Origin of the sequence: Mesorhizobium sp. 1B3, from assembly GCF_050958605.1 — a bacterium.
Lineage (GTDB): Bacteria > Pseudomonadota > Alphaproteobacteria > Rhizobiales > Rhizobiaceae.
This window is the reverse complement of sequence record NZ_JBJHDO010000005.1, coordinates 138,349-159,655: the sequence shown is the minus strand read 5'-3', so window position 1 is coordinate 159,655 and position 21,307 is coordinate 138,349. Positions and strand designations below refer to the sequence as shown.

The 21,307-nt window shown below is 61.8% G+C and carries 13 protein-coding genes; 9 read left to right on the top strand and 4 right to left on the bottom strand.

The window, feature by feature from the left end; translation table 11 throughout:
• Position 1 precedes the first annotated feature (1 nt).
• Genes ACCO56_RS15470 through ACCO56_RS15460 form a run of 3 tightly spaced genes read left to right on the top strand, consistent with a single transcriptional unit; the run spans position 2 to position 2,310 of the window.
• Positions 2 to 982, top strand: a complete 981-nt coding sequence (locus ACCO56_RS15470; protein ID WP_433641662.1) for a beta-ketoacyl synthase N-terminal-like domain-containing protein — start codon at positions 2 to 4, stop codon at positions 980 to 982.
• The gene (locus ACCO56_RS15465) at positions 982 to 1,800 is read left to right on the top strand and encodes a DUF4150 domain-containing protein (protein WP_433641660.1); all 819 of its coding nucleotides are present in this window, start codon (positions 982 to 984) and stop codon (positions 1,798 to 1,800) included. The genes ACCO56_RS15470 and ACCO56_RS15465 overlap by 1 nt, the downstream gene beginning before the upstream one ends.
• Positions 1,801 to 1,803: 3 nt before the next feature.
• A complete protein-coding gene (locus ACCO56_RS15460; protein WP_433641659.1) occupies positions 1,804 to 2,310 on the top strand; it encodes a hypothetical protein in 507 nt (168 codons plus the stop codon).
• 110 nt (positions 2,311 to 2,420) lie between these two features.
• On the opposite strand, the gene ACCO56_RS15455 is transcribed toward ACCO56_RS15460, so the two are convergent.
• Genes ACCO56_RS15455 through tssI form a run of 3 tightly spaced genes read right to left on the bottom strand, consistent with a single transcriptional unit; the run spans position 2,421 to position 6,242 of the window.
• Entirely contained in the window at positions 2,421 to 3,452 is a 1,032-nt protein-coding gene (locus tag ACCO56_RS15455) for a HEAT repeat domain-containing protein (RefSeq protein ID WP_433641658.1), read from the bottom strand.
• A 53-nt stretch (positions 3,453 to 3,505) separates the two neighbouring features.
• A complete protein-coding gene (locus ACCO56_RS15450) occupies positions 3,506 to 3,931 on the bottom strand; it encodes a DUF6484 domain-containing protein (RefSeq protein WP_433641656.1) in 426 nt (141 codons plus the stop codon).
• 10 nt (positions 3,932 to 3,941) lie between these two features.
• A complete protein-coding gene (tssI, locus tag ACCO56_RS15445) occupies positions 3,942 to 6,242 on the bottom strand; it encodes a type VI secretion system tip protein TssI/VgrG (protein ID WP_433641655.1) in 2,301 nt (766 codons plus the stop codon).
• Positions 6,243 to 6,464: 222 nt separating this feature from the next.
• On the opposite strand from tssI, the gene tagH reads away from it, so the two are divergent.
• Entirely contained in the window at positions 6,465 to 7,439 is a 975-nt protein-coding gene (gene tagH / locus ACCO56_RS15440; protein ID WP_433641654.1) for a type VI secretion system-associated FHA domain protein TagH, read from the top strand.
• Between the two features lie 40 nt (positions 7,440 to 7,479).
• Here tagH and ACCO56_RS15435 read toward each other — a convergent pair whose 3' ends face one another.
• On the bottom strand, positions 7,480 to 10,377 hold the full coding sequence (locus ACCO56_RS15435) for an autotransporter (RefSeq protein ID WP_433641653.1): 2,898 nt from the start codon (positions 10,375 to 10,377) through the stop codon (positions 7,480 to 7,482).
• Between the two features lie 587 nt (positions 10,378 to 10,964).
• Here ACCO56_RS15435 and ACCO56_RS15430 point away from each other — a divergent pair.
• From ACCO56_RS15430 to ACCO56_RS15410, 5 genes are all read left to right on the top strand, one after another.
• Positions 10,965 to 12,380, top strand: coding sequence for a caspase family protein (locus ACCO56_RS15430; protein WP_433641652.1), 1,416 nt, complete (start codon positions 10,965 to 10,967; stop codon positions 12,378 to 12,380).
• A 104-nt stretch (positions 12,381 to 12,484) separates the two neighbouring features.
• Positions 12,485 to 14,050: a type VI secretion system protein TssL, long form gene (tssL, locus tag ACCO56_RS15425; protein WP_433641651.1), complete on the top strand. Its 1,566-nt coding sequence runs from the start codon at positions 12,485 to 12,487 to the stop codon at positions 14,048 to 14,050.
• 40 nt (positions 14,051 to 14,090) lie between these two features.
• Positions 14,091 to 17,645, top strand: a complete 3,555-nt coding sequence (tssM, locus tag ACCO56_RS15420) for a type VI secretion system membrane subunit TssM (protein WP_433641650.1) — start codon at positions 14,091 to 14,093, stop codon at positions 17,643 to 17,645.
• A gap of 175 nt (positions 17,646 to 17,820) precedes the next feature.
• Entirely contained in the window at positions 17,821 to 18,588 is a 768-nt protein-coding gene (locus ACCO56_RS15415) for a PP2C family protein-serine/threonine phosphatase (RefSeq protein ID WP_433641649.1), read from the top strand.
• The gene (locus tag ACCO56_RS15410; protein ID WP_433641648.1) at positions 18,588 to 21,257 is read left to right on the top strand and encodes a protein kinase domain-containing protein; all 2,670 of its coding nucleotides are present in this window, start codon (positions 18,588 to 18,590) and stop codon (positions 21,255 to 21,257) included. The genes ACCO56_RS15415 and ACCO56_RS15410 overlap by 1 nt, the downstream gene beginning before the upstream one ends.
• The last annotated feature ends 50 nt before the right edge of the window (positions 21,258 to 21,307 follow it).

Below are 21,307 nucleotides of genomic sequence, written 5' to 3'. Positions count from 1 at the left end.
CGTGGCGGCCGTGCGCGCCGGAATCTCCGCCATCCAAGATCACCCCAGCATGATCGACCGTTTCGGTGAGTTTATGAAGGTGACCCGAGACACCGGTATCGACGTGAACCTTACCGGTCCGGAGCGTGCGGTGGAAATAGCCGTCTCGCCGGCGCTCGATGCGCTATCGCCCTTGATGGCTTCGGGGCAGGCGGCCAAAGTTTCCCTCATTCTCTCGACTGGCGAGGCACGGCCGGGCCAGCCGCAGGGTTTCGCCGCGCAAGTGGACGCAAGGTTGCGCAAACGGCTGGCCCGACACGTCGTCATCGAAGGCGGCGGATCGACCGCGGGCGGGCATGCCGGTGGACTGCTTGCCATCTATCACGCCTGCAAAACACTGCGCGACAGCAAAGCCAGGTTTTGCCTGGCGGGTGGTGCAGATACCTATCTCGAACCTGAGACGCTGGAGTGGCTGGACGACACAGAGCAGTTGCACTCGGAAAACAATATTTATGGCTTCTGTCCGGGCGAGGCGGCCGGCTTTTGCCTGCTTTGCACCGTCGGAACGGCGCGTGAATTCGGCTTGCAACCATTGCTCGAAATAGTCGGTACAGCGATTGCCAGCGAAGAAAAGAAGATCAAGACCGAGAGTGTGGTTCTGGGCGAGGGACTTGGCGCAGCTTTTCGCGATCTGTTCGAGAACGCACCGGCTCACCCTGTCGAGCGGATCATTTGCGACATGAACGGCGAACGTTATCGCGGCAATGAATATGGGTTCGCCGTGCTGCGCAATCCGGGACGCTTCAAGGATGCTGCGGATTTCGAGACACCTGCAGATTGTTGGGGCGATGTCGGCGCTGCGTCAGGGCCTTTGTTCGTCAGCATGATCGCGGAGGCCGAGGCTCGGGGCTATCAGCCCGGGCCGCTGTCGCTGATTTGGGCAAGTTCGGAAAATGGCGCCCGCGCCGCGGCCCTGCTGGGTGGAAAGATCAAGAGAAGCTGATGCCAAGTCACATCGTCGTCAACAGCCTCGGGTTGACCTATAAGGGCACGGTAGGCCTTTCGATCGCGACGATCCCGGACGTCTGCAAGACGCCGAGCCCGGGCGGTCCGATCCCTTTACCTTACCCAAACATCGCCAACCAAAGCACCTTGAAGAACGGCACGACGACCGTATTCGCCAAGGGCAAGATGATCGCCGTCAAGGGCTCCCACTACAGCATGAGCTCAGGCGATGAGCCGGGTACGGCAGGTGGCGTCAAGTCCAACGTCTTCAAGAAGGCGACGGACTGGATCACTTATTCGTTCGACGTGAAGATGGACGGAAAAAATGCTTGCCGTCACACGGACAAGAAATTTCATAATGACAAGAATACGGTAGACCTCGCGGGCAATTTCGATCCCAACACGCCGGCAGCGGGATTGAACGCGTATCAGATATCCCTTTGGAAACCCTGCGTGGAACAGCACGACAAGTATGATGCGATAAAGATAGAGAATGAGACGCATACCAATGACTACAAGACGGCTAACGGAGAAGACCCGAATCAGACGAAGGCCAGGATCTGGTCGAATTCGGCAACCTCAGCGGATAAGAGAAAATACAAGAAATTTCTCGAGGAACGAATTGAGATTTTCGCTCGGTTGGAAGATGAAAGAGCGAACTATATCTTGATGGATTGCGACGACATTCCCTGGCCCGGTGGCAAACCTACGAAGCAAGAGCGCCTAGAGGGCCACTACGACCAACATAGCGGTGTAGAGAAAGCCATTAGGAATTTTAGGAATCAGCTCGCCAGCCCCAAGATGGCCGGAATCTAAAATATGTCGACAGCGAGCAAAATCGCCCAGAAAATCGAAAAAGCGTGGTCGTCGATCGCCCCCCCGTCACACGAGGACATGAAGTACTTCACCGTGGGCTGGGGAAAAGGCGAGCAGCATTTGTTTCTCGACGTGAAACCTGTTGACGTCGATCGCCAGGACGAAAGATTTTTGGTGGCCGACGTGCTGGCGGAGATGTCCCCGGTGGCCACTGCTGCGTACCTTGGGCCGTATCTAATGACGTTCTTCGAGGATCTCGCGTTTCAGGAGAAGGAAGGGTTTTTCAGTGAACCGATGGTGCGCGGGAGCGTTCTGGCACTGCTTGCCAGGCCGAGAACCTGGTCCGACGTCCTTCGGCCAAACCTGCCGCGAAACTGCAAGGAAGCGCTGGGCGACGCGGTGAATTACATCGTGAAATCCCAGGAGATGTTGGAACTGGACCTTTCCCAGATCGGATCTCTCGAAAAGCTCGCGCGCTCGATTGCAAGAGACATTGCCTGGGAGCCATAGCACAGCAATAGCATGACGGCGATCTTGCCGCTGCCGCTCTTCGAGCAGAGGCGAGGTTTGGCGAAAAACACTTCTTGTGAATTGAATACCTGTACCTGGAGGACGAGGGGTCAAACTGAAATATGACCATAGTGACGCGCCCACTCCTTCACTTTATCTGCGAACGGTACTCTCATCATGGCATCCCCGAAATGCTCCTCGAACGCCTGACCAATTTGGCTCGGCTCAGTGGTGAACAAATCCGCATCGCGCGCCTCAGGGAAAAGTTCCAGCAGCGCCGCGCCGGCAGCCGGCGCCAAAACAGGGTTACGCATCTGGTGAATCAACCACTGCAGGATGGTCTTATCGCCCAGCATGCCGGCGCCGCGTACGGCAATCGATGCCGTTTCAGGCGTCTTTAGCAGCCCGCCCATCCACGCCCTGACATGCTTGTCGGGCGAAGCCTTGATGGCCGCTCGCAAGGCCGTCAACGCCTCGGGCCCGTTGGCGGCAGCAACCCTGCGCAACTCGGGCGTGGCGAGATCACCAGAGCCGAGTTCGGTCAGCGCCCATGCAGCCCAGAAGCGCGCTTTCTCGTCCGTATCCTGGAGCGCGGCCGCCAGTTCCTCGATCACGTCGGTGCGGTTCAGCTTGCCCGCGAGCCGCAAGCCGGCGGCGCGCGCGCGTGCGTCAGGGTCGCGGACTAGCCGCACGAGCAACTGCTTGGGGTCGACGCCATGCTCAATGCAAGCCGACACGCCGAGGAAACGCTTGAAGGCGTCGGCCGCGCCGATCCATTCGCGCACTAGCGGCCCGATCGTCTCCGCCCGGTGCCACGCCAGCGCGCCGACCAGGCCGCACGCGTCGCCGCTGAAAGCCCTGCCGAATTCGACAGCCTCGGCAATGCGTTCCTTGTCCGCCTGCTCGATCGCCATCCAGGTGAAGAGAAAAAGCTCGCCCTTTTCCGGAAAGTCCTCGTAGGCCGCCACGATGAACGGCCAAGCCGCTGGACCGGCGATGCGCAGGCCGTCGAGGTTCGCCTCGAGCCGCTTGTCGATACCGGCGACGACTTCCACGTCAGGCGGGTCTTCCGTCATCAGCATATCGCGCTGCGCCCAGAAAAACGCTGCCTCCTCGGCGTGCTGCCTGACGATGTCCGGCACGATCCGCCCCGTAGGCGCAGCCGACTCACGGGTTTTGCGCGCGGCTGCTGCCATCAATTTAGGTCGATCGAGCCGCCGCGGATACGATTGGCGGCGCTTGCCTGGCTGGTCACATAGGTGCCGCGGATGGTGATGCGGCCATCGCTTTCCATGATGATCGTTGCTTTGCCGCAACGCAGCTCGATGCGTTCTTCGCCAATGATACGAACACGTTCGCCGTCGCGCAGGACGTGCGGCGTGGTAGTCTTTCGCGCCGGCTCCACGATGCGACCGACAACAAGTGGTTTGGCGGGATCGCCTTCCTGAAACAGCAGGGCGACTTCCGAGCCGACCATATCGGAGGTCAGTTCGGCAAGACTGCGTGCCGACTGTGCGGTTTCTTCCGGATTTCCCGGAAAGACGACAAGCGGCCCCTCCTCGCCGAAACCGAGGAATATACCAATTACCACGCCTTCGATGCGCTGACTTACCCGATCCATCGCTACGCCTTCAGTTCTCGCTGATCTTCGAGCCCTTCATGATGATATCGCCCGACGCCTTGATGCTGATCTTGCCCGACCCCTTTACCGAAATGTCCTTGCCTTCGATGGCGATAGTACCGTCCTTCTTCATCATGATTTTTGCCGCGCCTGTCTTGATGAGGATGGAATCTCCCGCATCGATCACCAGGTTCTTGCCTACTTTGACTGAACTGTCCTCGCCGATCTTGATTCCGCTGCCTTTCGAAACCGTAAGCGAATAGGCACCGCGCACGCTCGTTGTATCGTTAGCCCCAATCTTTGCACTGCGTGCTCCATCAACATCGAAGCTCTGATTGGCCCCCACCTTCACGCTCTGGCTCGCGCCGATGTCCCAACTGTCGGAGGCACCGATGTCGTGGCTCTGACTGATCCCCACGGTAACCTGGCGCACCGCGCCGATGGTGTTCACCTGAGCCGCCCCCACCGTCCGGGTCTCGGCCGCGCCAACGGTATCGATGCGCGCTGCGCCAACGGTTATCGTCTGCACCAAGCCCACGGTCTGCGTATGGTTGGAACCGATCGTCTCGGTCGAATTGGCGCCGATGCCGATGGTCTCGTCGACTCCCACCGTCAGCGAACGGTTGACGCCCACCGTTTCGGTGTCGTTCGAGCCGATGTTGACGGTGCGGTCGACACCGACCTTGGTCGTCTTGTTGTTGCCGACGTCCTCGTCGAGATTTACGCCCACGGAGTGCTTGGCGTTATTGTCGATGCGGTCGGACTGGTCGTGCTGGACCAGCTTGGTGCGGTCGTTCTTGATCAGCAGGTTGTGGTCCTTCTGGGCTTGAAAGTTGACCAGTTCCGACCCGGCCTTGTCCTCGAACATCAACTCGTTGTAGCCACCGCCGCCCTTGGATGAGTTCGTCTTCAGTCCCGACTGGGTAGCATTGCCCGGGAGGCTGTAGGGCGGCATCTGCGAGGCGTTGTAGACGCGGCCGGTGATGATCGGCAGGTCGGGATCGCCCTCGATGAAGTCGATGACCACCTCCTGGCCAATGCGCGGGATCTGGATGAAGCCCCAACCGCTGCCGGCCCAGCTTTGCGACACCCGCACGAAGCACGAGCTGTTCTGATCCTTCTTGCCTTCGCGGTCCCAATGGAACTGCACCTTCACCCTGGCATATTCGTCGGTAAAGATTTCCTCGCCCGAGGGACCGACTACGGTCGCCGTCTGCGGCCCGCGCATGATCGGCCGTGGTGTGATACGGGGCGGCCGATAAGGCAGGCTCGTGGGCGCGACGCCCAGAACGACCTTGAACGTCTCGCCCTCGGCCTCGACCCCGCTTCGGTAGGCGGGATCGAACAGCCGGTATTCGGCGCTGACGACAAGATATTCCCGGTTTTGGTCGCCGCGAGGGAACTCGTCCAGTTTAAACGTGCATCCAGGCAATAGCCCGCGCGTGGTGCCGACAGCCGAGACCCGCTCGTGCGGGGCCTGAAGCTCCTCGCGGCGGATGGCGGCGATCTTGTCGCCGCGACCGGTGTCGAGATGCGAGCCCGGCTGATGATAGCGCTCGCCGGAGGCTTCCTTGTGGCCGAAAGGCTGCGCCGACTTCGACATCAGGTCGGCGCCGGGCTTCTTGAAGTCGTAGTCCGTGTGAACATAAGCGCCCGGCCTCACCGCGCTGGCCGGTATCCATTCGGAGATATACTCCAGGTCGGGGCGCGGGCCCCTGCCCTCGGGATTGTAGATTACCGTCTCGTAGCCCGGCGCCGGTTTCAGCTTGCTCATCGCATCGGCCAGGATGAGTGTTTGCCCCTCCTTGTCATGCTCGAAGAAATACATGATGCCTTCATGCTCGAGCAGGCGCTGCACGAAATCGAGATCGGTCTCGTCGTACTGGACGCAATATTCGCGAGGAGGATAGGATTTCTGCAGGCGTTTCTCGAATTTCGCCGTGCCGTATTTGTCGAAGATCTGCTCAACGATCTCGACGACGTTCAGATTCTGAAAGATGCGGCAGTCGGACGTATTGGCGAGAAACCATAGCCACGGCCTGACGACTGCCTGATAGTAGGCCAGATCTTCCTCGATCAAGGTCAGGCGGAATTCGGAAATGTATCCGGTGAACCAGCGCTCATCGGTTTCTCCTTCGACGGTCAGCGAACCGCCCAGCATGCCCAGCGGATCGATGTCCGGGTTCTTGCTGACGAAGTTGATCGTGTAGGCATAGCAACGGCTGATCTCGTCGCGTCCGACGAGATCAGTGAATGTTAGCAAATCGGCGCCGACAGGTGTCTGAACAACTGCAGCACTGTCATCGGCCATTTGAGATCTTGCCTCTCCAGGTCACCGTCAATTGCCTAAATTCAACGCGCAATTTGTGGAACCTAGCACATGTTTTACCACGAGCCAAAAGAGGCATGCTCCAGAGCAAGCATCAGTGACGCCGTTTCGAAACTCCAGTGTCGCGCTCGGCACACACTCTGGTAGAATGACCCGCACGATATAACCTGTGCCAGCAAACGAAGACCTGGCGAACTGTTTCGAATGTTCATCAACCTGAAAATCGACAATATCGATAAGCTGCCGAACGGCGGTCCACTCGTTTATAGCTCCCATGCGCGCGGTTTCGAGATCGGTCGGGAAAACCGCGACTGGACCCTGCCCGACCCGGACAAATTCATCTCCGGTCGGCATTGCGAGGTTCGTTACGAGAACGGCACGTTTTGGCTCTACGACGTCTCCCGCAACGGTACCTTCGTCAACGGCGCCAGCCAGCGTATCAGCGGCCCCTATAAACTCGGGCACGGCGACCGGCTGCGTATAGGCCCCTATATCGTATCCGTGTCGATATCAGATCGGCAGCCAGAACTTGAGCCGCAGCGGGAACAGGTGCCGGGTCGGCCGGCGCGTGTGATCATGCGGCCTTCGGCGGCCGCAAGTGGACCGATGCAGGCAGACGAGATGCTGCGCAGAATCGCCGCCGGGGCCGGCGTTTCGCCCGAGGTTTTCCTGCAACGCGACCCACGCGAGATCGCGGACGAGATCGGCGCCATCCTGCGCACGATGGTCGACGAGCTGTCGGTGCTGCTGAGGGCGCGCGCAGCGGCCAAGATGATGGTCAAAAGCAGCGACCGCACGATGATCGGGAGTACGGACAACAACCCACTGAAGTTCGTACCTGGCTCGGAAGACATACTCGAGATTATGTTCGCGCGCCGCCGGGCCGGTTATCTTGATGCCAGGAGCAGTGTCGAGGATGCTTTCCGTGATCTCAAGACGCACGAGTTCACGACCTATGCCGCTATGCAAGCGGCGCTGTCGAGGCTTCTCGACGAGCTTTCCCCCGACGCCATCGAAAAGCGGCTTCCACCCTCCTCATTCGTATCGAAGAAGGGACGGGCATGGGACATGTTCACCGCGATATGGGCGGCCAGGGAGAGCGCACACGAGAACGGCATGCTCGACGTCTTTCTTGCTTATTTCAGCGAGGCCTACGCTAAGGCGGCCAAGCCCAAGTAACGAGGACAGCGCCGCGACACAGCGGGATCTTCGTTCTTCTTCAGAACGCCACCTTCACTCCGAGCTTGCCGCCGAAAGTTGAACTGTCGGCTGACGCCTTGCCGCGCAGTTCTCCGCTCAGGGTCCACTGCTCGTTTGTCTTCAGGTTGAAGCCGGCAGACAGCGAGGCCGAGAAATCCGCATCATCAAAGTCGATCTCCCGGTCATCGATCTCGGTCGTGTTGCGATAGCCGAAACGCTGCTGGAATTCGGTGCGCACATAAGGGCTCAAAGTCATGCCGTTGGGCATCTGGTAGTCGGCATAGATGCCGGGCTCGAACTTGATCGCGCCAAACGAGACGCGGCTCTTGCCGAAATGGTTGCCACCGCTGTCGACGTAGGAATCCCCGGTGAAGGAAACACCGAGCAAGCCACCGCGAAGGTCGAAACGGGCGCGCTCAGACAGGGAGAATATATGACCGACCGAGCCGGTCACCGCGTAACCCTCCGTGTCGTAGCTGCCGGTGGTGTTGAGAACGCCGCTGGTGACGTCGCTGTTGCCGAGGAAGGCCGAGGCCGACACCAGTGCGTAGTTGAAATCCTTGCGCAACAGCGCATAACCGCCGAACATTGCGCTCCTGTTCTCGCCGTCACCGATGCCGGCAAAGCCCTGGAAGGCGCCGAGGTTGACGTCTGTCGAAGCGTAGCCGACGAACAGGCCGAGGTTCAGCCCGTACTGGGTGTCGAGCTGAAAATGCCTCGCTGCGTTGAAGTCCAGGCTGATTGCGGCCGAGAAATCGTCGGCGTCGAATTCGGGACCAGCCCCGCCCAGATTGCCGTCGGTGATGCTAAAACCATCATGTTCGGTGTGAGCGAACAGGCCGGAGGCGAATACGCCGAAGGTCGGCGTGACCTGCACTCGCCGTGCGCCGTTGGCCAGACCAAGATCCGAATCGATCGCGTCGCTGTTGATATCGTAAACGGCGTCGATCACCGTATCCACGATGCTGGCATTTACCGCACTGTTCGGCGCGGCGGCGATGCCGAAATTGGCTGGGGTGGCCAACAGGAATAGGCCGCCGTCCGGACCGGGGATCACCTGATAGGTGAAGAGCGAGGCCACCGAGCCGGGCACGCCTGCCACCTGGAAAGTCCCATTGACCGGAGCGCCGGTGATAATGATCGGAATCTCCGTCGGTTCGGTGAATTCGGGAGTGCCGAGGAGGTTCACGAGAACGGTGTTGGTCCCTGCCGCCGATAAATTGTTGGCGACCAGCCGGTCGGCCGTGAGGGCCTGCTGGTCGATGTCGAGCCCGATCTGCGCGTTGTTGAGGCTGACGCCGCCAAGCGTCAGTATATCGTTGGCTACATTGTTGCGCATGTCGATCAGCGAATTGGTGACATTGACGGTGCCGGGCAGGGTGGTGGCGCCTTCGGTGAAAAGCGTGGAGCCGTTTGTCAGATTGAGCGTACCGATGTCCTGCGGCCCGGGGCCGAATCCAAGCGTGGAATTGTCGGACGCCACGAGGTTGAAACCGTTGAAGACTTGGGTCTTGGTGCCGCCGGCAGCGAGATCGGTATCGGTGATGATTGCGTTGGCACCCGTGCCACTGAATACCACGCCATCGCTCAGGTTGAGCGGATCGGCAACATTCGTGCCGTTTATCGTCAACGTGTTCGGCCCGAGGCCGGAGATGTCGCCAAGAATCGTGCCGCCGTTGAGCGTGACGCTCTCGGCCTCCAGACCGCCTGCGATTGTGCCCCCGGACACAGTTACGCTGTCGGTGCCGTCGTCGCCGCGCACATCGCCCGCGATGAAGCCGCCGGAGACTGAGATCGCGTCGTTGTCCTCGTCGCCGGCGACGAAAGAGTCGATCGTTCCGCCGCTGATCGCTATCGTGTCATTGCCGATACCACCAGCCACCGAACCTGCAACCGTGCCCCCGGTCATTTCCAGCCTGTCATCGCCATCTCCGAGATCGACCGCATTAAATGGTCCCGCGACCAGAACAGAAACTTCTCCGTCGCTGCCTGTGCCGCCTCGGATATTGGCGCCACCGGAGATCGTCACCCTGTCGTCGCCGCTGCCCGCGAGCAGTGAACCATCGATCCTGCCGCCACTGACAGCGATTTCGTCGTTGCCGTCGTCGCCATAGACGTCGCTGGTGATCAATCCGCCACTAATGAAAAGCTGGTCGTCGCCCTCATTGCCCTCCAGAAAACTGTCTACGACGCCACCACGGAAATCGATGATGTCGTTACCGGCGCCACCGCTCACGGCGGCGTTCAGTACCCCGCCTATCATGATGAAGCGGTCGTTGCCGTCCTCGAGTCCCACGGCATCGAAGACGCTTGCTACATTGCCATTGATGGTGGCGCTTCCTTCAATGGTGACAGTATCGTCCTGGCTGCCGGCGAAGATGGAGCCGTCGATCGTGCCGCCGCTCATGAGATAGGTATTGCCGCCACCCTGGCCGAGTACGGAGCCAAATATCGTGCCGCCGCTCATTGTGAAATTGTCGGTGCCGGCGCCAAGATTAAGGTTCAGCGGCAGCCCGGCGATGCCGATGGTGCCGCTGGAAATCACAGCCACATCGTTGCCCGCCAGCAAGTTGACTTCACCTGTGCTAGGGTCGAGTTGGAAATCCGTGCCGAAGACGGGAACGGCCGAACCATCGGTAACGATCGCTCCGCCCCTAAGTTCGAGCCGGTCGGCACCTCCACCACCGTAGATTGTGGTTTCGCCTGTCCCAAAGGAGCTCTGGAAAGGTTCTGCCGGCGGTTCTGGTTCTGCCGGCCCTTCTGTAGCGGGGCAGAGAATGTCCACAGCCGGGGCGCCGTCTCGAGTAACGGCAAATGCCGTGCAGGCGCTCGCGTCCATCGGCATGAAGATCGTCGCCGCACCGATGGCCAGCAGGGACGCGCCGCTCTGTTGCAGCATCCGGGTTCTGCCGATCATGAATCCCCTCGAATGAATCGCTCGCGCTTTCCCTTGGACTCAAGCCGTTCGATATTTCAGTCGCTCCCGTCCGTTCTTCCTTCCCCCAGGGCGCGACGAGGAAACAATAACATCACCTTGGCGGCGGGCCTATAGCGGCGCCACGACCACGCCTTGGACCTGGCGGAGCGTAGGGTCGACACAGGCGCAAAAGCGATCGGGCGTCTGCTCCAACGATATCAATTTGAAAAATCGAGATGAATCGACCCCGTTCCGATATAAACGACCGGAGATGCGAACTTCCCTGCCGACTTGCGGCATGTGGCAGAAAGATCACTTACGCTCGATTTATGTGGAACCATCCACATCTTGAGCGTATCTGACAACACACTGCCAGGCACCCGATCTGCCCAGTCCGGGCGCGCGCCCTATGCTTGCGTCAATTCTTGATATACAATTCAATGACATTCACTGGCCTGTAGCCCAGGCGCAGGCGGGATCGCGTCCGCTTCGCCGAGCCTTGCAGGGTCGGATTCGTCGCCCGGCGCCATGAGCATGCTGACATGACCAATCCTTTTCGCAGCCTTTTGTCCATACCGGTCTTACTGTTGGCGCTTCTTGTCTCGTCAGTCGACGCCCGCACGGCGATTGAGGAGAACCCCACTCCCCAGCCTCGCAACAGACTGGCGATCGTGATCGGCAATTCGAATTACCAGAGTGCCCGGCTGGAACATTTGCCCAATGCGGTGACCGACGCCACCAAGCTCTCGGAGAGCCTGAAACGGCTCAATTTCGACGTGCTGACAGGCACCGACCTGTCGGCCGAGGGCTTCGCCAAGCTGTTTCAGGAGGCCGACGCAAAGCTTGCCGGTGCGAGTGCCGTGCTGATCTTCTACGCCGGTCACGGCGTTCAGGTGCGGGGCGAGAATTATCTGCTGCCGGTCAACACGCCCGACCCGGAAAACCTGGAGAAGCTCACTGCCCACGCCACACGCCTGAACGACGTGATCGCCCGCTTCGCGCGTCGGGACCGCCAGACCTTCGTGTTCCTCGATGCCTGCCGCAACAACCCGCTCGGCGCCGGGGCTAGCAACGGCCTGGCGCAGATCGAAGTCGGGGAGAACACTTTCGTGGCCTTCGCCACGCAGCCCGGTAACGTCACCGTGGACGGCAACGGCGACAACAGCCCGTTCACCACCGCGCTTTTGAAGAACCTGGAGATTCCCGGCCTCAGTATTTCGGACATGATGATCCGCGTGCGCAACGAAACCGAATCGCTGACCGTGGGCCGGCAGGTGCCTTGGGATCAGTCGAACCTGCGCGAGCAGTTCTATTTCACCGAGCAGCAGGAACTCGATCCGGCCGCGCTCAGCGCCAGCCTGTCGCGCATCCTCTCCGACCCGGTCGCCAAGAAGAAGCTGCAGATCGAGCTGGCTTCCAACGACCTGCAGACCGCCGTGCTGATCGTCGGGCAGACTCTGCGCTCGATCCAGATGCCACCGGCCTCCGGAGAAACTCCGCCGCCAGCGTCGGAGGGAACGCAGGTGGCCAACCTGTCGGCGCCACAAAGCGTCGACGACGCCCGCAAAACAGTCGTTTCCGGCTTGGAAACCCTCATCGTCGGCACCTCGGCCGGCGAGGCAGATGAGCAGAAGGAGATCGAACTGGCCCGCAGCGTGCAGACGGAGCTTCGTCGCCTCGGGTGCTACCGTATGCCGGTTGACGGCGAGTGGGGCAAAGGTTCGGTGCGCGCCCTCAATGACTACTACAAGAATACGAAGCGGATCGCTTCGACGACCGAGCCGAGCGTCGAGCTGCTCGGCGACCTGTTCCTACGCTCGGGCCGCATCTGCAAGCAGCCGGTTGTCGTGAAGAAAAAGCCGACCAGCGTCGCTTCGGACTCCAGTCCGGGGCGCGTGAACGCCGGTGGGCGCAAACAGGTCCGGCGCGCGACCTCCGAGAACCGTCCGGCGCCTCCGCCACCGGACATCAGCGGCGGGATCGGCATCGGCGGCATTTTTTAGGAAGCACCCGGGAAATCTACTCAGGTGTCCTGCTCCCCCCACGGTTTTCATCAGTTGGACCTTGCACTACGATACCCGGAAGAATTCGCCAGACGAGCCCGGTGATGAGCTCAACGGACGATCCTTTCGAGGCGGGCGGCAGAACCGTTATTCGTCCAGCCTCTGGCCGCGAGCCGGAGGCGGCGGCCTCGGGGCCGAAGCCCGCGCCGAACCTGCAGCCTCAGCCTGCGGAAAGTCCGGATTCGACAGTATTCGATCCGGCTGCCGGACAAAGCGCGCCGCTGGGCTGGGGTCCCTCCGAAACCGTCATCTACCAGGGCGCGCCCTTCGCCTCCGCGGCGAACGATCTTGCCGATGAAGCCGTGCCCCGACGTAGCGGGGCAGGGATTGGAGCGGAACACAACCGCAAGGTGCCGCAGGACTCGCTTGTCGATGCCAGCGCGCGAATCGACTATACGGCAGCCAATCCGCTCATCGCGGCCGCGGCACCACTCCTGATCTTTCTCGGCAATCTGCGGCTGATACCGGTCTCCCTCGAGCCGAAGGCGCTGGGGGACCATATCGCCAACGCCATTCAGGAGATCGAGCTCAAGATCGCGGACGCAGGCATCCCACAGGAAGATTTGCGCATAACGAAATTCGTCCTTTGCGAGACGGCCGACGATATGGTGGGAAACCTACCCGGGGCCGACCGGGATTCTTGGCGAGAGCACGGCGCGCTTGCCCGGTTCTTCCGGACAGAGTCGGCCGGTACCGGGTTCTTCCTGGCGCTGAACAAGTTGCTCACTGCACCCGAAGAGCATCTCGACCTGCTGGAGTTGATGCACGCTTGCCTGTCGCTCGGGTTCAAGGGGCAATACCGCAAGAGCGACCGGCAGGACGGTGGCCTTGAGCGGGTGCGTCGCGATGTGCACGAAACGCTCCGCTACTTCAAAAACCGCGAGGACGACGCCATTTCGCCGAACTGGCAGGCCGTGTCCGCCGCCATGGCGAAGCCGGCCAGAATTCCTCTGTGGACCATCGGTGCCGCCGCAATCGCAATCCTGACGGGCGTCTTCTTCACGCTCAGGACCATCGTCACCAATCAAGGTGATGCACTGGCCGGCGAACTGCTCGCCCTCGATCCCTCCACGCCCGTAACGATCGAGCGTGCCGGCGCGGTGCCGCTGACCGAGGAACAGCCCGGTAAAGAAACAAAGGCCGAAGCATCCCCCACGGAACCCACGCAACTGGAGCACATCCGCAAAGCTCTTGCCGAGGACATCGAAAGCGGCGGCTTGCGTGTCGACACAAAGGGCGACTTCATCGTGGTGGAGATCAACAACCTGCTCTTGTTCGCCTCCGGTACGGTCGAGGTGAAAGCCAGCTTCGACCCCCTCGCCGGCCGCATCGCTGCGGCACTCGATCCGCAACGCGGCGAGATCAGGATCGTCGGCCACACCGACAATGTGAAGCCGAGGCGGACCAGCGCCTTCAAATCGAACTACGATATATCCGTCGCCCGCGCCAAGGCGGTCGCAAAGCTTATCGCGCCCAAGCTCGGTGAGCCGTCGCGCGTGGTGGTGGAAGGAAAGGGCGAGGACGAACCTGCCGCCGACAATGCTACGGCCGAAGGACGTGCCAAGAACCGCCGTATCGACGTGATGATCCGGCGGGAGGAGACACAATGAGCCTTGGCGTTGGCCGATGCGCTCTGAACCGGAAACTGCCATGACCATCTGGCTGTTGCGCATCTTCAGCCTGGTTGCGCTGACAGGCTTCGCCGCCGCCGTGTGGATGGCGGGGCCGCTGGTTGGCTTCGCCGACACACGCCCACTGGAACCGGCCTGGACCCGCGCCACGATCATAGCCGTGACCGTGGCCGCAGTGGCTGTCTATTACGCCATCCGTTTCTGGCAAAAGCGCTTGGCGCAGAAAGCACTCGAAGCCGCGGTCACCGGCGCCGACCTCAAGGCCAGCGGCAAATACGAGGATCGCGACGGCGAGCAGGAACAGCTCGAGAAGCGCATGCTGGATGCCGTCGCTACACTCAAACGCTCGAGCGGCAAGCACGACTTCCTCTACGAAATCCCTTGGTACATTATTATTGGCCCACCTGGAGCCGGCAAAACCACGGCGCTGGTCAATTCGGGACTGAAGTTTCCGCTTGCGGGGGCAGGCAAGGCGCAGGCGTTGACCGGTGTCGGCGGCACCCGCGCCTGCGACTGGTGGTTCACCGAGGACGCAGTGCTGATCGACACTGCCGGACGCTACACGACGCAGGATTCGGACGCGGAGGCCGACAAGAAGGCCTGGCTGTCGTTCCTATCCGTGCTCAAGCGGTACAGGCCCCGTCAGCCGATAAACGGCTTGATCCTGGCCATCAGCCTCACCGACCTGATGAGCCTAGACGCCAAGGCGATTGATGGTCACGTAATCGAAATCCGCAAGCGGCTGCGTGAGATCCACGAAAGCCTGCGGATCGATTTCCCGGTCTACATGCTGTTCACCAAGGCCGACCTGATCGCCGGCTTCATGCAATATTTCGGCGGTTTCAACGAAAGCCAGCGACGCCAGGTATGGGGCGCTACCTTCCAGACGGCGGAGCGCGGCAAGAACATGGTTGCGACGGCGCCGACGGAATTCGACGCGCTGGCAAGGCGCCTGTCTGAAGACACGGCGGAGCGCCTCGAGCAGGAGACCGATCCGGCCGCGCGCATCGCGATCTTCGGCTTCGCCGCGCAATTCGGCGCACTCAAAGCGAGAGTAACGGATTTCCTCAATGGCATCTTCGATCCAGCAGCCAGCCACGTCCATGCAAATCTGCGCGGCTTCTACTTCTCCTCCGGCACGCAGGAAGGGACACCGGTCGACCAGTTGCTAGGCACGATCGGACGGAGTTTCGGCAGCGACGCCGGCGCTCATCTTTCCGGCACGGGAAAAAGTTTCTTCCTGCACGATTTGCTTGCCAAGGTGATCCTCGCGGAATCCGGATGGGTTTCCTACGACCCGTCCGCAGACCGGCGCGCGGCGCTTTCCCGCTATGGCGCCATCGCCGCGACCGGCGTCGTGTTGGCCATCGTCTTCGGCGTGCTGGCTCTGAGCTTTGCGGCCAACAAAGCGCTCATCGCTTCCACCGCCCAGAGGGTTGCGCAGTATCGCACCGTGGCGGCATCCGTCCTCGGCAGCGCGAAAGTGACCGACGTCGATCTCGAAAACGTCATAGAGCCGCTGGAGATCCTGCGCGACCTGCCGGTCGGCTACGGAAATCGCGAGGCAGAGACACCGACCAGGGAAACATTCGGACTGAGTCAGCGCGAGCGGCTGCTGTTGGCCTCCGAAACGGCTTACCGGGAGGCGCTTGAGCGCATGTTCCGATCACGGCTTCTCCTCCAGTTGGAACAGACGATCCAGAGGAATATCGCCGATCCGGCGGCGCTCTATGAACCGCTCAAGATCTATCTCATGCTCGGCGGCATGGCGCCCAAGATCGATGACGAGTTGATCGTGTCCTGGATGAAACGGGACTGGGAGAAGAACCGCTATCCCGGGGTCAACAATCGCGAGGGGCGGGCCGATCTGGAGACACATCTGCGCGCCATGCTTGCGCTCGATGACGAGCATGACCCGCTGTTCGAACTCAACCGGCCGCTGGTCGAAGCCGCACAACGCTCATTAGGGCAAATGACGGTGGCCGACCGCGCCTCCGCTTTGCTGAAATCGGCGGCAGCGGCAACGAGCCTCGAGGATTTTCGGGTTGCCGAGCGCGGCGGCCCGGAAGCGAAACTGGTCTTCGACACGACCGACGGCAGCGAGTTGTCGCGGCTCGACGTGCCTGGCCTTTATACCTACGCCGGCTTCCACGACTTCTACCTTGGCGCGCTTGCCGGCATCGCGGACAGGCTGGTGGACGAACAATGGGTAGTCGGCGGCGGTGGCGAACAAGGTGGCGTCGAGCAGGATCTGCCGCGGCTCGGACCCGAACTGCTTGATCGCTATAGCAAGGATTTCGCCGCGCAATGGAATTCGGTGCTGGGCCGCCTGAAGTTCAAGCCGATGACAGCCGACAAGCCGCAATATCTGGCCCTTTCCGCTGCCGCGTCGCCGAAATCTCCGGTGGAACAGCTCTTCAATGCGGTAGCTTCCGAGACGGACCTGTTGCGTGACCCGGATCCGGGCGCAAGCACGCAAGCCGCGGGCAATCCCGCCGACCTTGCCAGGGGGCTTGCCCGGATCGGCATTGTCGTCGCGACGGGCAAGTCGCAAACCCGTGCCGGCGGGGCGTTCGCCAACGCGTCCGGCCAGGTGCCGGGGGCCAACGTCGACGCCCAGTTCCGACCCTATGAGACCTTGATGAGCGGCCCGCCGGGCGAGCGCCCGATCGACTCGCTCACCCAGAATTTCCACGACATCTACCAGAGCCTGCTGCTGGCGGCCTCCACGCCTTCGCAGACCGAGCGGGTAAGCGCCACTCTGCAACTGCAGATCTCGGCCTTGCGTGCAAACGCCACGCGGCTACCCGAGGCACTGGCCAGGATGGTGCGACTGGCTGCGGACAATTTCGAGGGCGACGCCGCCGAAGCCTCGCTCGCACAGCTCAACAAGATGCTCGAACAGACGGTCACCGGACCATGCCAGAAGGTGATCGGCAACCGTTTCCCTTTCGCCGGCGGCGGCGGAGATGTGCCGCTTGCAGATTTCGCCGCGCTGTTCGCGCCGGGCGGCGCGATCGACCGCTTCTTTGCCCAGAACCTGGCGCCGCTCGCCGATATGAGCGGCCAGAACTGGGAATGGAAGCAGGACACGCGCTTGGGCCGCACGCTTTCGAAATCCACCCTGAAGGAATTCCAGCTCGCCGCCGAAATCCGCGATGCCTTCTTCCCGATCGGCAGTTCGTCTCCATCGGTCAGTCTCACCTTCACGCCCGCCTCTCTCAACGCCGACGCCGACATGGCGCTCCTGGAGGTGAACGGCCAGATCGTACAGAGCTACCAGACCGGAAGCGCGGCCGGGACGATAGAATGGCCGGACGCGAGCGCCACGGAATCCGCCAGCCTGAGCCTGACGCCGGAGCTTCCCGGTCGTGAATCGTCTATTCGCTTCGACGGCCCCTGGGCGCTTAAGCGGTTGCTCGATGCAGGCACGGTCACCCGCAACGGCGACAGTCTGGAAGCGCGCTTCGTGATCGGGGGGCGCGATGTGGTCTACACGATACAAGCCGGGCCGAGTGGCAACCCCTTCTCACTGCACGCGCTTTCGGGGTTCAGTTGCCCGACGTCGTTCTGACCGCCGGCCAACGAAGCAGTCGGTTAATTTTTGTACTCTGATGCTTGGAGCTGTGGCAGACTGGAGCAAGCAAGCGTCCTGACACGCCTCGGGGCAGACCCATGATCAGCGCAGCGTGCGTCAGTATAGTTTGTCGGGCAACGAGGCCATCCGCGCGAAAGAGCGCGAGAGCCCCATGAACGACGACGCCCCTTCCTTCGAAAGTTACGGCATCAGCCACAGAGGCCGCGTTCGTCGGCTTAACGAGGACAGCTACCTGATCGATCCCGAAAGCGGCCTTTGGTTGGTCGCCGATGGAATGGGCGGGCACGATGCCGGCGAGGTCGCCTCTGCCAGTATCGTCGATCATCTGGCCACCATCGGCATCGCCAGTTCCGCGCCCGACCTGCGCGCGCGTTTCGAAGACCGGCTGAGCCGTGCACATGCTGAAATCCGGGAGCTGTCGAGGGAACGCGGGGTGACGATCGGCTCTACGATCGTCGCCCTACTGGTGATGGATGGGCATTTCGTTTGCCTGTGGTCCGGCGACAGCCGTATCTATCTGGTGCGCGAGGGAGCCATCACGCAGGTTTCGCGCGACCACACCGAAGTGCAGGAACTTCTCGACCGAGGCATGATCAGCGAGACCGAGGCACGGAACTGGCCGCGCCGAAATGTCATCACCCGCGCGATCGGCGTCAGCGATGAAATCGTCGTGGATTTCCAGCACGGTGAGATATTGCCGGGAGATGTCTTCGTACTTGCCTCCGATGGGTTGACCGCACACGTCAGCGATGCAGAAATTGAGGCTGCTGTGGTTTCGGCCACCCCCCGGCAGGTGTGCGAGAGTCTCCTGGCGAAGGTTCTGGAGCGCGGCGGGACGGATAATGTCACCATCGTGGTGGTGAAGATGCAGGGCAGTCGCAACGGCACGCCCGTGCCGTCGACGGCTGGAAGCTGGTGATGACCACTGACGACGACAAGACGCGGATCCCGCCGGACGTGACCAAGGCCGGTGTCGGAACGCAGCTCAGCGGCATCTATGAACTCGACGAGCGTATCGCCTCCGGCGGGATGGGCGAGGTCTATCTCGGCCACAACATCCAGACCGGCGACCCCGTGGCGATCAAGATCGTGCTACCTGAATTTGCGCGCGACCAGACCATTCTGTCGTTGTTTCGCAAGGAAGCGTCCATCCTCAATCATCTCTCGCATGACGCGATCGTGCGGTACCATGTCTTCACCATCGACCCGAAGATCGGGCGACCATATCTCGCCATGGAATTCGTCAACGGCGAGTCGCTGTTCGACGTGATGAGGCGCGGCGCCATGGCTTCCGGCGATGTCGGCCGCCTCTGCTACCGCCTCGCTTCGGGATTAAGTGCAGTGCATGCGGCGGGTGCCGTGCACCGCGACCTTTCCCCGGACAACGTCATCCTGCCGGAAGGCCAGGTGGAGCGAGCCAAGATCATCGACTTCGGCATCGCCCGCTCCGGTGCGGCCGGCGGCGAAACGCTGATCGGCGGCAAGTTCGCGGGCAAATACAACTACGTCTCGCCCGAGCAGCTTGGCCTCTATGGCGGCGAGGTGAGCGGACTTTCCGACATCTACAGCCTGGGGCTGGTGCTGGCCGCGGCGCTGCGCGGCAGGCCGTTGGACATGAGCGGCTCGCAAATGGAGGTCGTGGAAAAGCGTCGGGCCTTGCCGGACCTCTCCGACATCGACGACGATTTCAGGCCGATCATCGAGGCAATGCTGCAATCCAATCCGCAGGACCGCCCGACTGCCTCCCAGATCGCCAAAATGACGCGCGCACAAATACCGGCAGAGGAGACGACGCTGTCGTCGCGCTCCGTCTTCCCGCGCGACCACTCCACGATGCAGCCCAGGACCCAACAGCCTTCCTACCCCTGGGCGGAAACTCCTGCCGCGGCGTCAAGCGGCAGGAGCGGATCGATCCCGCCGAGGCGAGGCGACGAAGCGCGTTTCATCCCGCATGTGTCACCGGCGCGCGCCCAAAAGCCGCGACTGACAGCAGCGCCTGCCTCAACAGAAGCCCCAGCCCGCCGTCCGGTCAGGATACGCAACTTCGCCCTCGCGTCACTGGCCGGGTTAATCGTCCTTGCCGGAGTGGGCGGTTATCTCGGCGGAATCCTGTCGTTCCAGCCGCCCCAGGAGCCGGGCACGGCGCCGCGGCTTTCCGCCGATCATACCGTGCCGCCGGCGGCCGAGGAAACCACTCCGGCTAGCCGGGTGGTGGAAAACAGTGCTCCGCCGCCTCCGACCGATAATCCGCCGGAGCCGGCCGATAAGATCCACCCGGCGAGCGGCAGCGGCGAGAAGATCGCTGCAACCTCCGAAGGCAAACCGGCGCAGGTCGGTCGACAGGAAGTAATGGCCGCACCTTCGGTTAGCGAGCCAGAAGCCGCCGCGTCTGCGAATGCACCAGATTCACAACCCGGTAAGGGTGCGCAACCCGGCACGACTGCTGAAACTCAGCCTCCGGCCGCCATGCCGCGTCCGGCCAAGGAACCCGCGAGGGCCGGCGCCGGTGATATGCAGCCAGTCACGGCCGAGAGCCCGCCAAAGGGAGAGGCTTCTAAGTCCCTGCCGGATGGGCCGGGCGGGACAAGCAGCGAAACCGGCCATTCCGCCAAGGCTGTCGCGCCGTCTGCCGAAACCCCACCGCCTCTTTCCAACACGCCCGAGCAGGCGGTCCAGCCGGAAACGGCACGTCCGCCCGAACCGCAAGCACGTCCGGCGCCGGGTGGCCGGACCACGGCTTCCCCGACGCCCGAGCCGACCGCCCGGGATCCGAACAAGAGCACGACGACACCCCCGGCCAAGTCCGAAACGCCAGCGTCCACCCTGCAACAAACCGATGCTGCCCAGGCCGAGAACGAGTCTGCCGGGCAACAGCCGGACGGTGGCAACAATGGCGCGGACCTTGCCTTGAACCTGCCGAACCTGCCAGAGGCGCCGGCCATCGACACAATAGACGAGGTCGCGGCGCGCGTGTCCTGGCTGCGCGACTACGCCGGCGGCGACTGCTTCTATGCCACGGCGACATCGGCTACCGACAAGGCCATCGATATCGAGGGCTTCGGCACTGCGGTCGAGCCCTTCATGCAATTGCTCGACGCATTCAAGACGAAGTTCAAGATCGAGCCGGAAATCAGCGTGCGGCTGATCAAGCCGGCGCAATGCGAGGTCACGCAGTTCCTCAATGCGCTGGGTGCGATGGCGCCGCAAAAGCCGAAGCTGGCGCTCGACCGCACCTCGGTGCCCAGCGGATCACCGGTAAGCGGAACTCTGGAGACCTTGGGCGGGCTGCGCTCCAGCCTGTTTCTCATCGATCACAAGGGCATGGCTTTCAACCTCGAGGATCGCGTTGTCGTCGAAGGCGGTAAGGCTACGTTCAACATCCCAATCGGGCTTGGCGCCGCAGACCGGGCAGCGAACACGCCCGTGCCGCAGCTCATTGTTGCCGTTACGGGCGAAAGCGACATCGATGCCGCCTCGTTCTCCGAACCGATACCGGCCGCCACGCTGCTTCCCAAGATCCTCGACGAGATCGCGACTAAGCGTCGGGCGTTCTCTGCGACGGCCAAATATTTCCAGCTTGGCGGATAGCATGGATGGAGAGCAAGCGTCGACGCCGGCTGCCAAACCGGCCATATCTG

What these genes read in the sequence shown, in the direction of transcription:
- ACCO56_RS15465 (WP_433641660.1), top strand. Translation starts at nt 982, where the DNA reads ATGCCAAGTCACATCGTCGTCAACAGCCTCGGGTTGACCTATAAGGGC.
- ACCO56_RS15460 (WP_433641659.1), top strand. Translation starts at nt 1,804, where the DNA reads ATGTCGACAGCGAGCAAAATCGCCCAGAAAATCGAAAAAGCGTGGTCG.
- ACCO56_RS15450 (WP_433641656.1), bottom strand. Translation starts at nt 3,931, where the DNA reads ATGGATCGGGTAAGTCAGCGCATCGAAGGCGTGGTAATTGGTATATTC.
- tssI (WP_433641655.1), bottom strand. Translation starts at nt 6,242, where the DNA reads ATGGCCGATGACAGTGCTGCAGTTGTTCAGACACCTGTCGGCGCCGAT.
- tagH (WP_433641654.1), top strand. Translation starts at nt 6,465, where the DNA reads ATGTTCATCAACCTGAAAATCGACAATATCGATAAGCTGCCGAACGGC.
- ACCO56_RS15435 (WP_433641653.1), bottom strand. Translation starts at nt 10,377, where the DNA reads ATGATCGGCAGAACCCGGATGCTGCAACAGAGCGGCGCGTCCCTGCTG.
- tssL (WP_433641651.1), top strand. Translation starts at nt 12,485, where the DNA reads ATGAGCTCAACGGACGATCCTTTCGAGGCGGGCGGCAGAACCGTTATT.
- tssM (WP_433641650.1), top strand. Translation starts at nt 14,091, where the DNA reads ATGACCATCTGGCTGTTGCGCATCTTCAGCCTGGTTGCGCTGACAGGC.
- ACCO56_RS15415 (WP_433641649.1), top strand. Translation starts at nt 17,821, where the DNA reads ATGAACGACGACGCCCCTTCCTTCGAAAGTTACGGCATCAGCCACAGA.
- ACCO56_RS15410 (WP_433641648.1), top strand. Translation starts at nt 18,588, where the DNA reads ATGACCACTGACGACGACAAGACGCGGATCCCGCCGGACGTGACCAAG.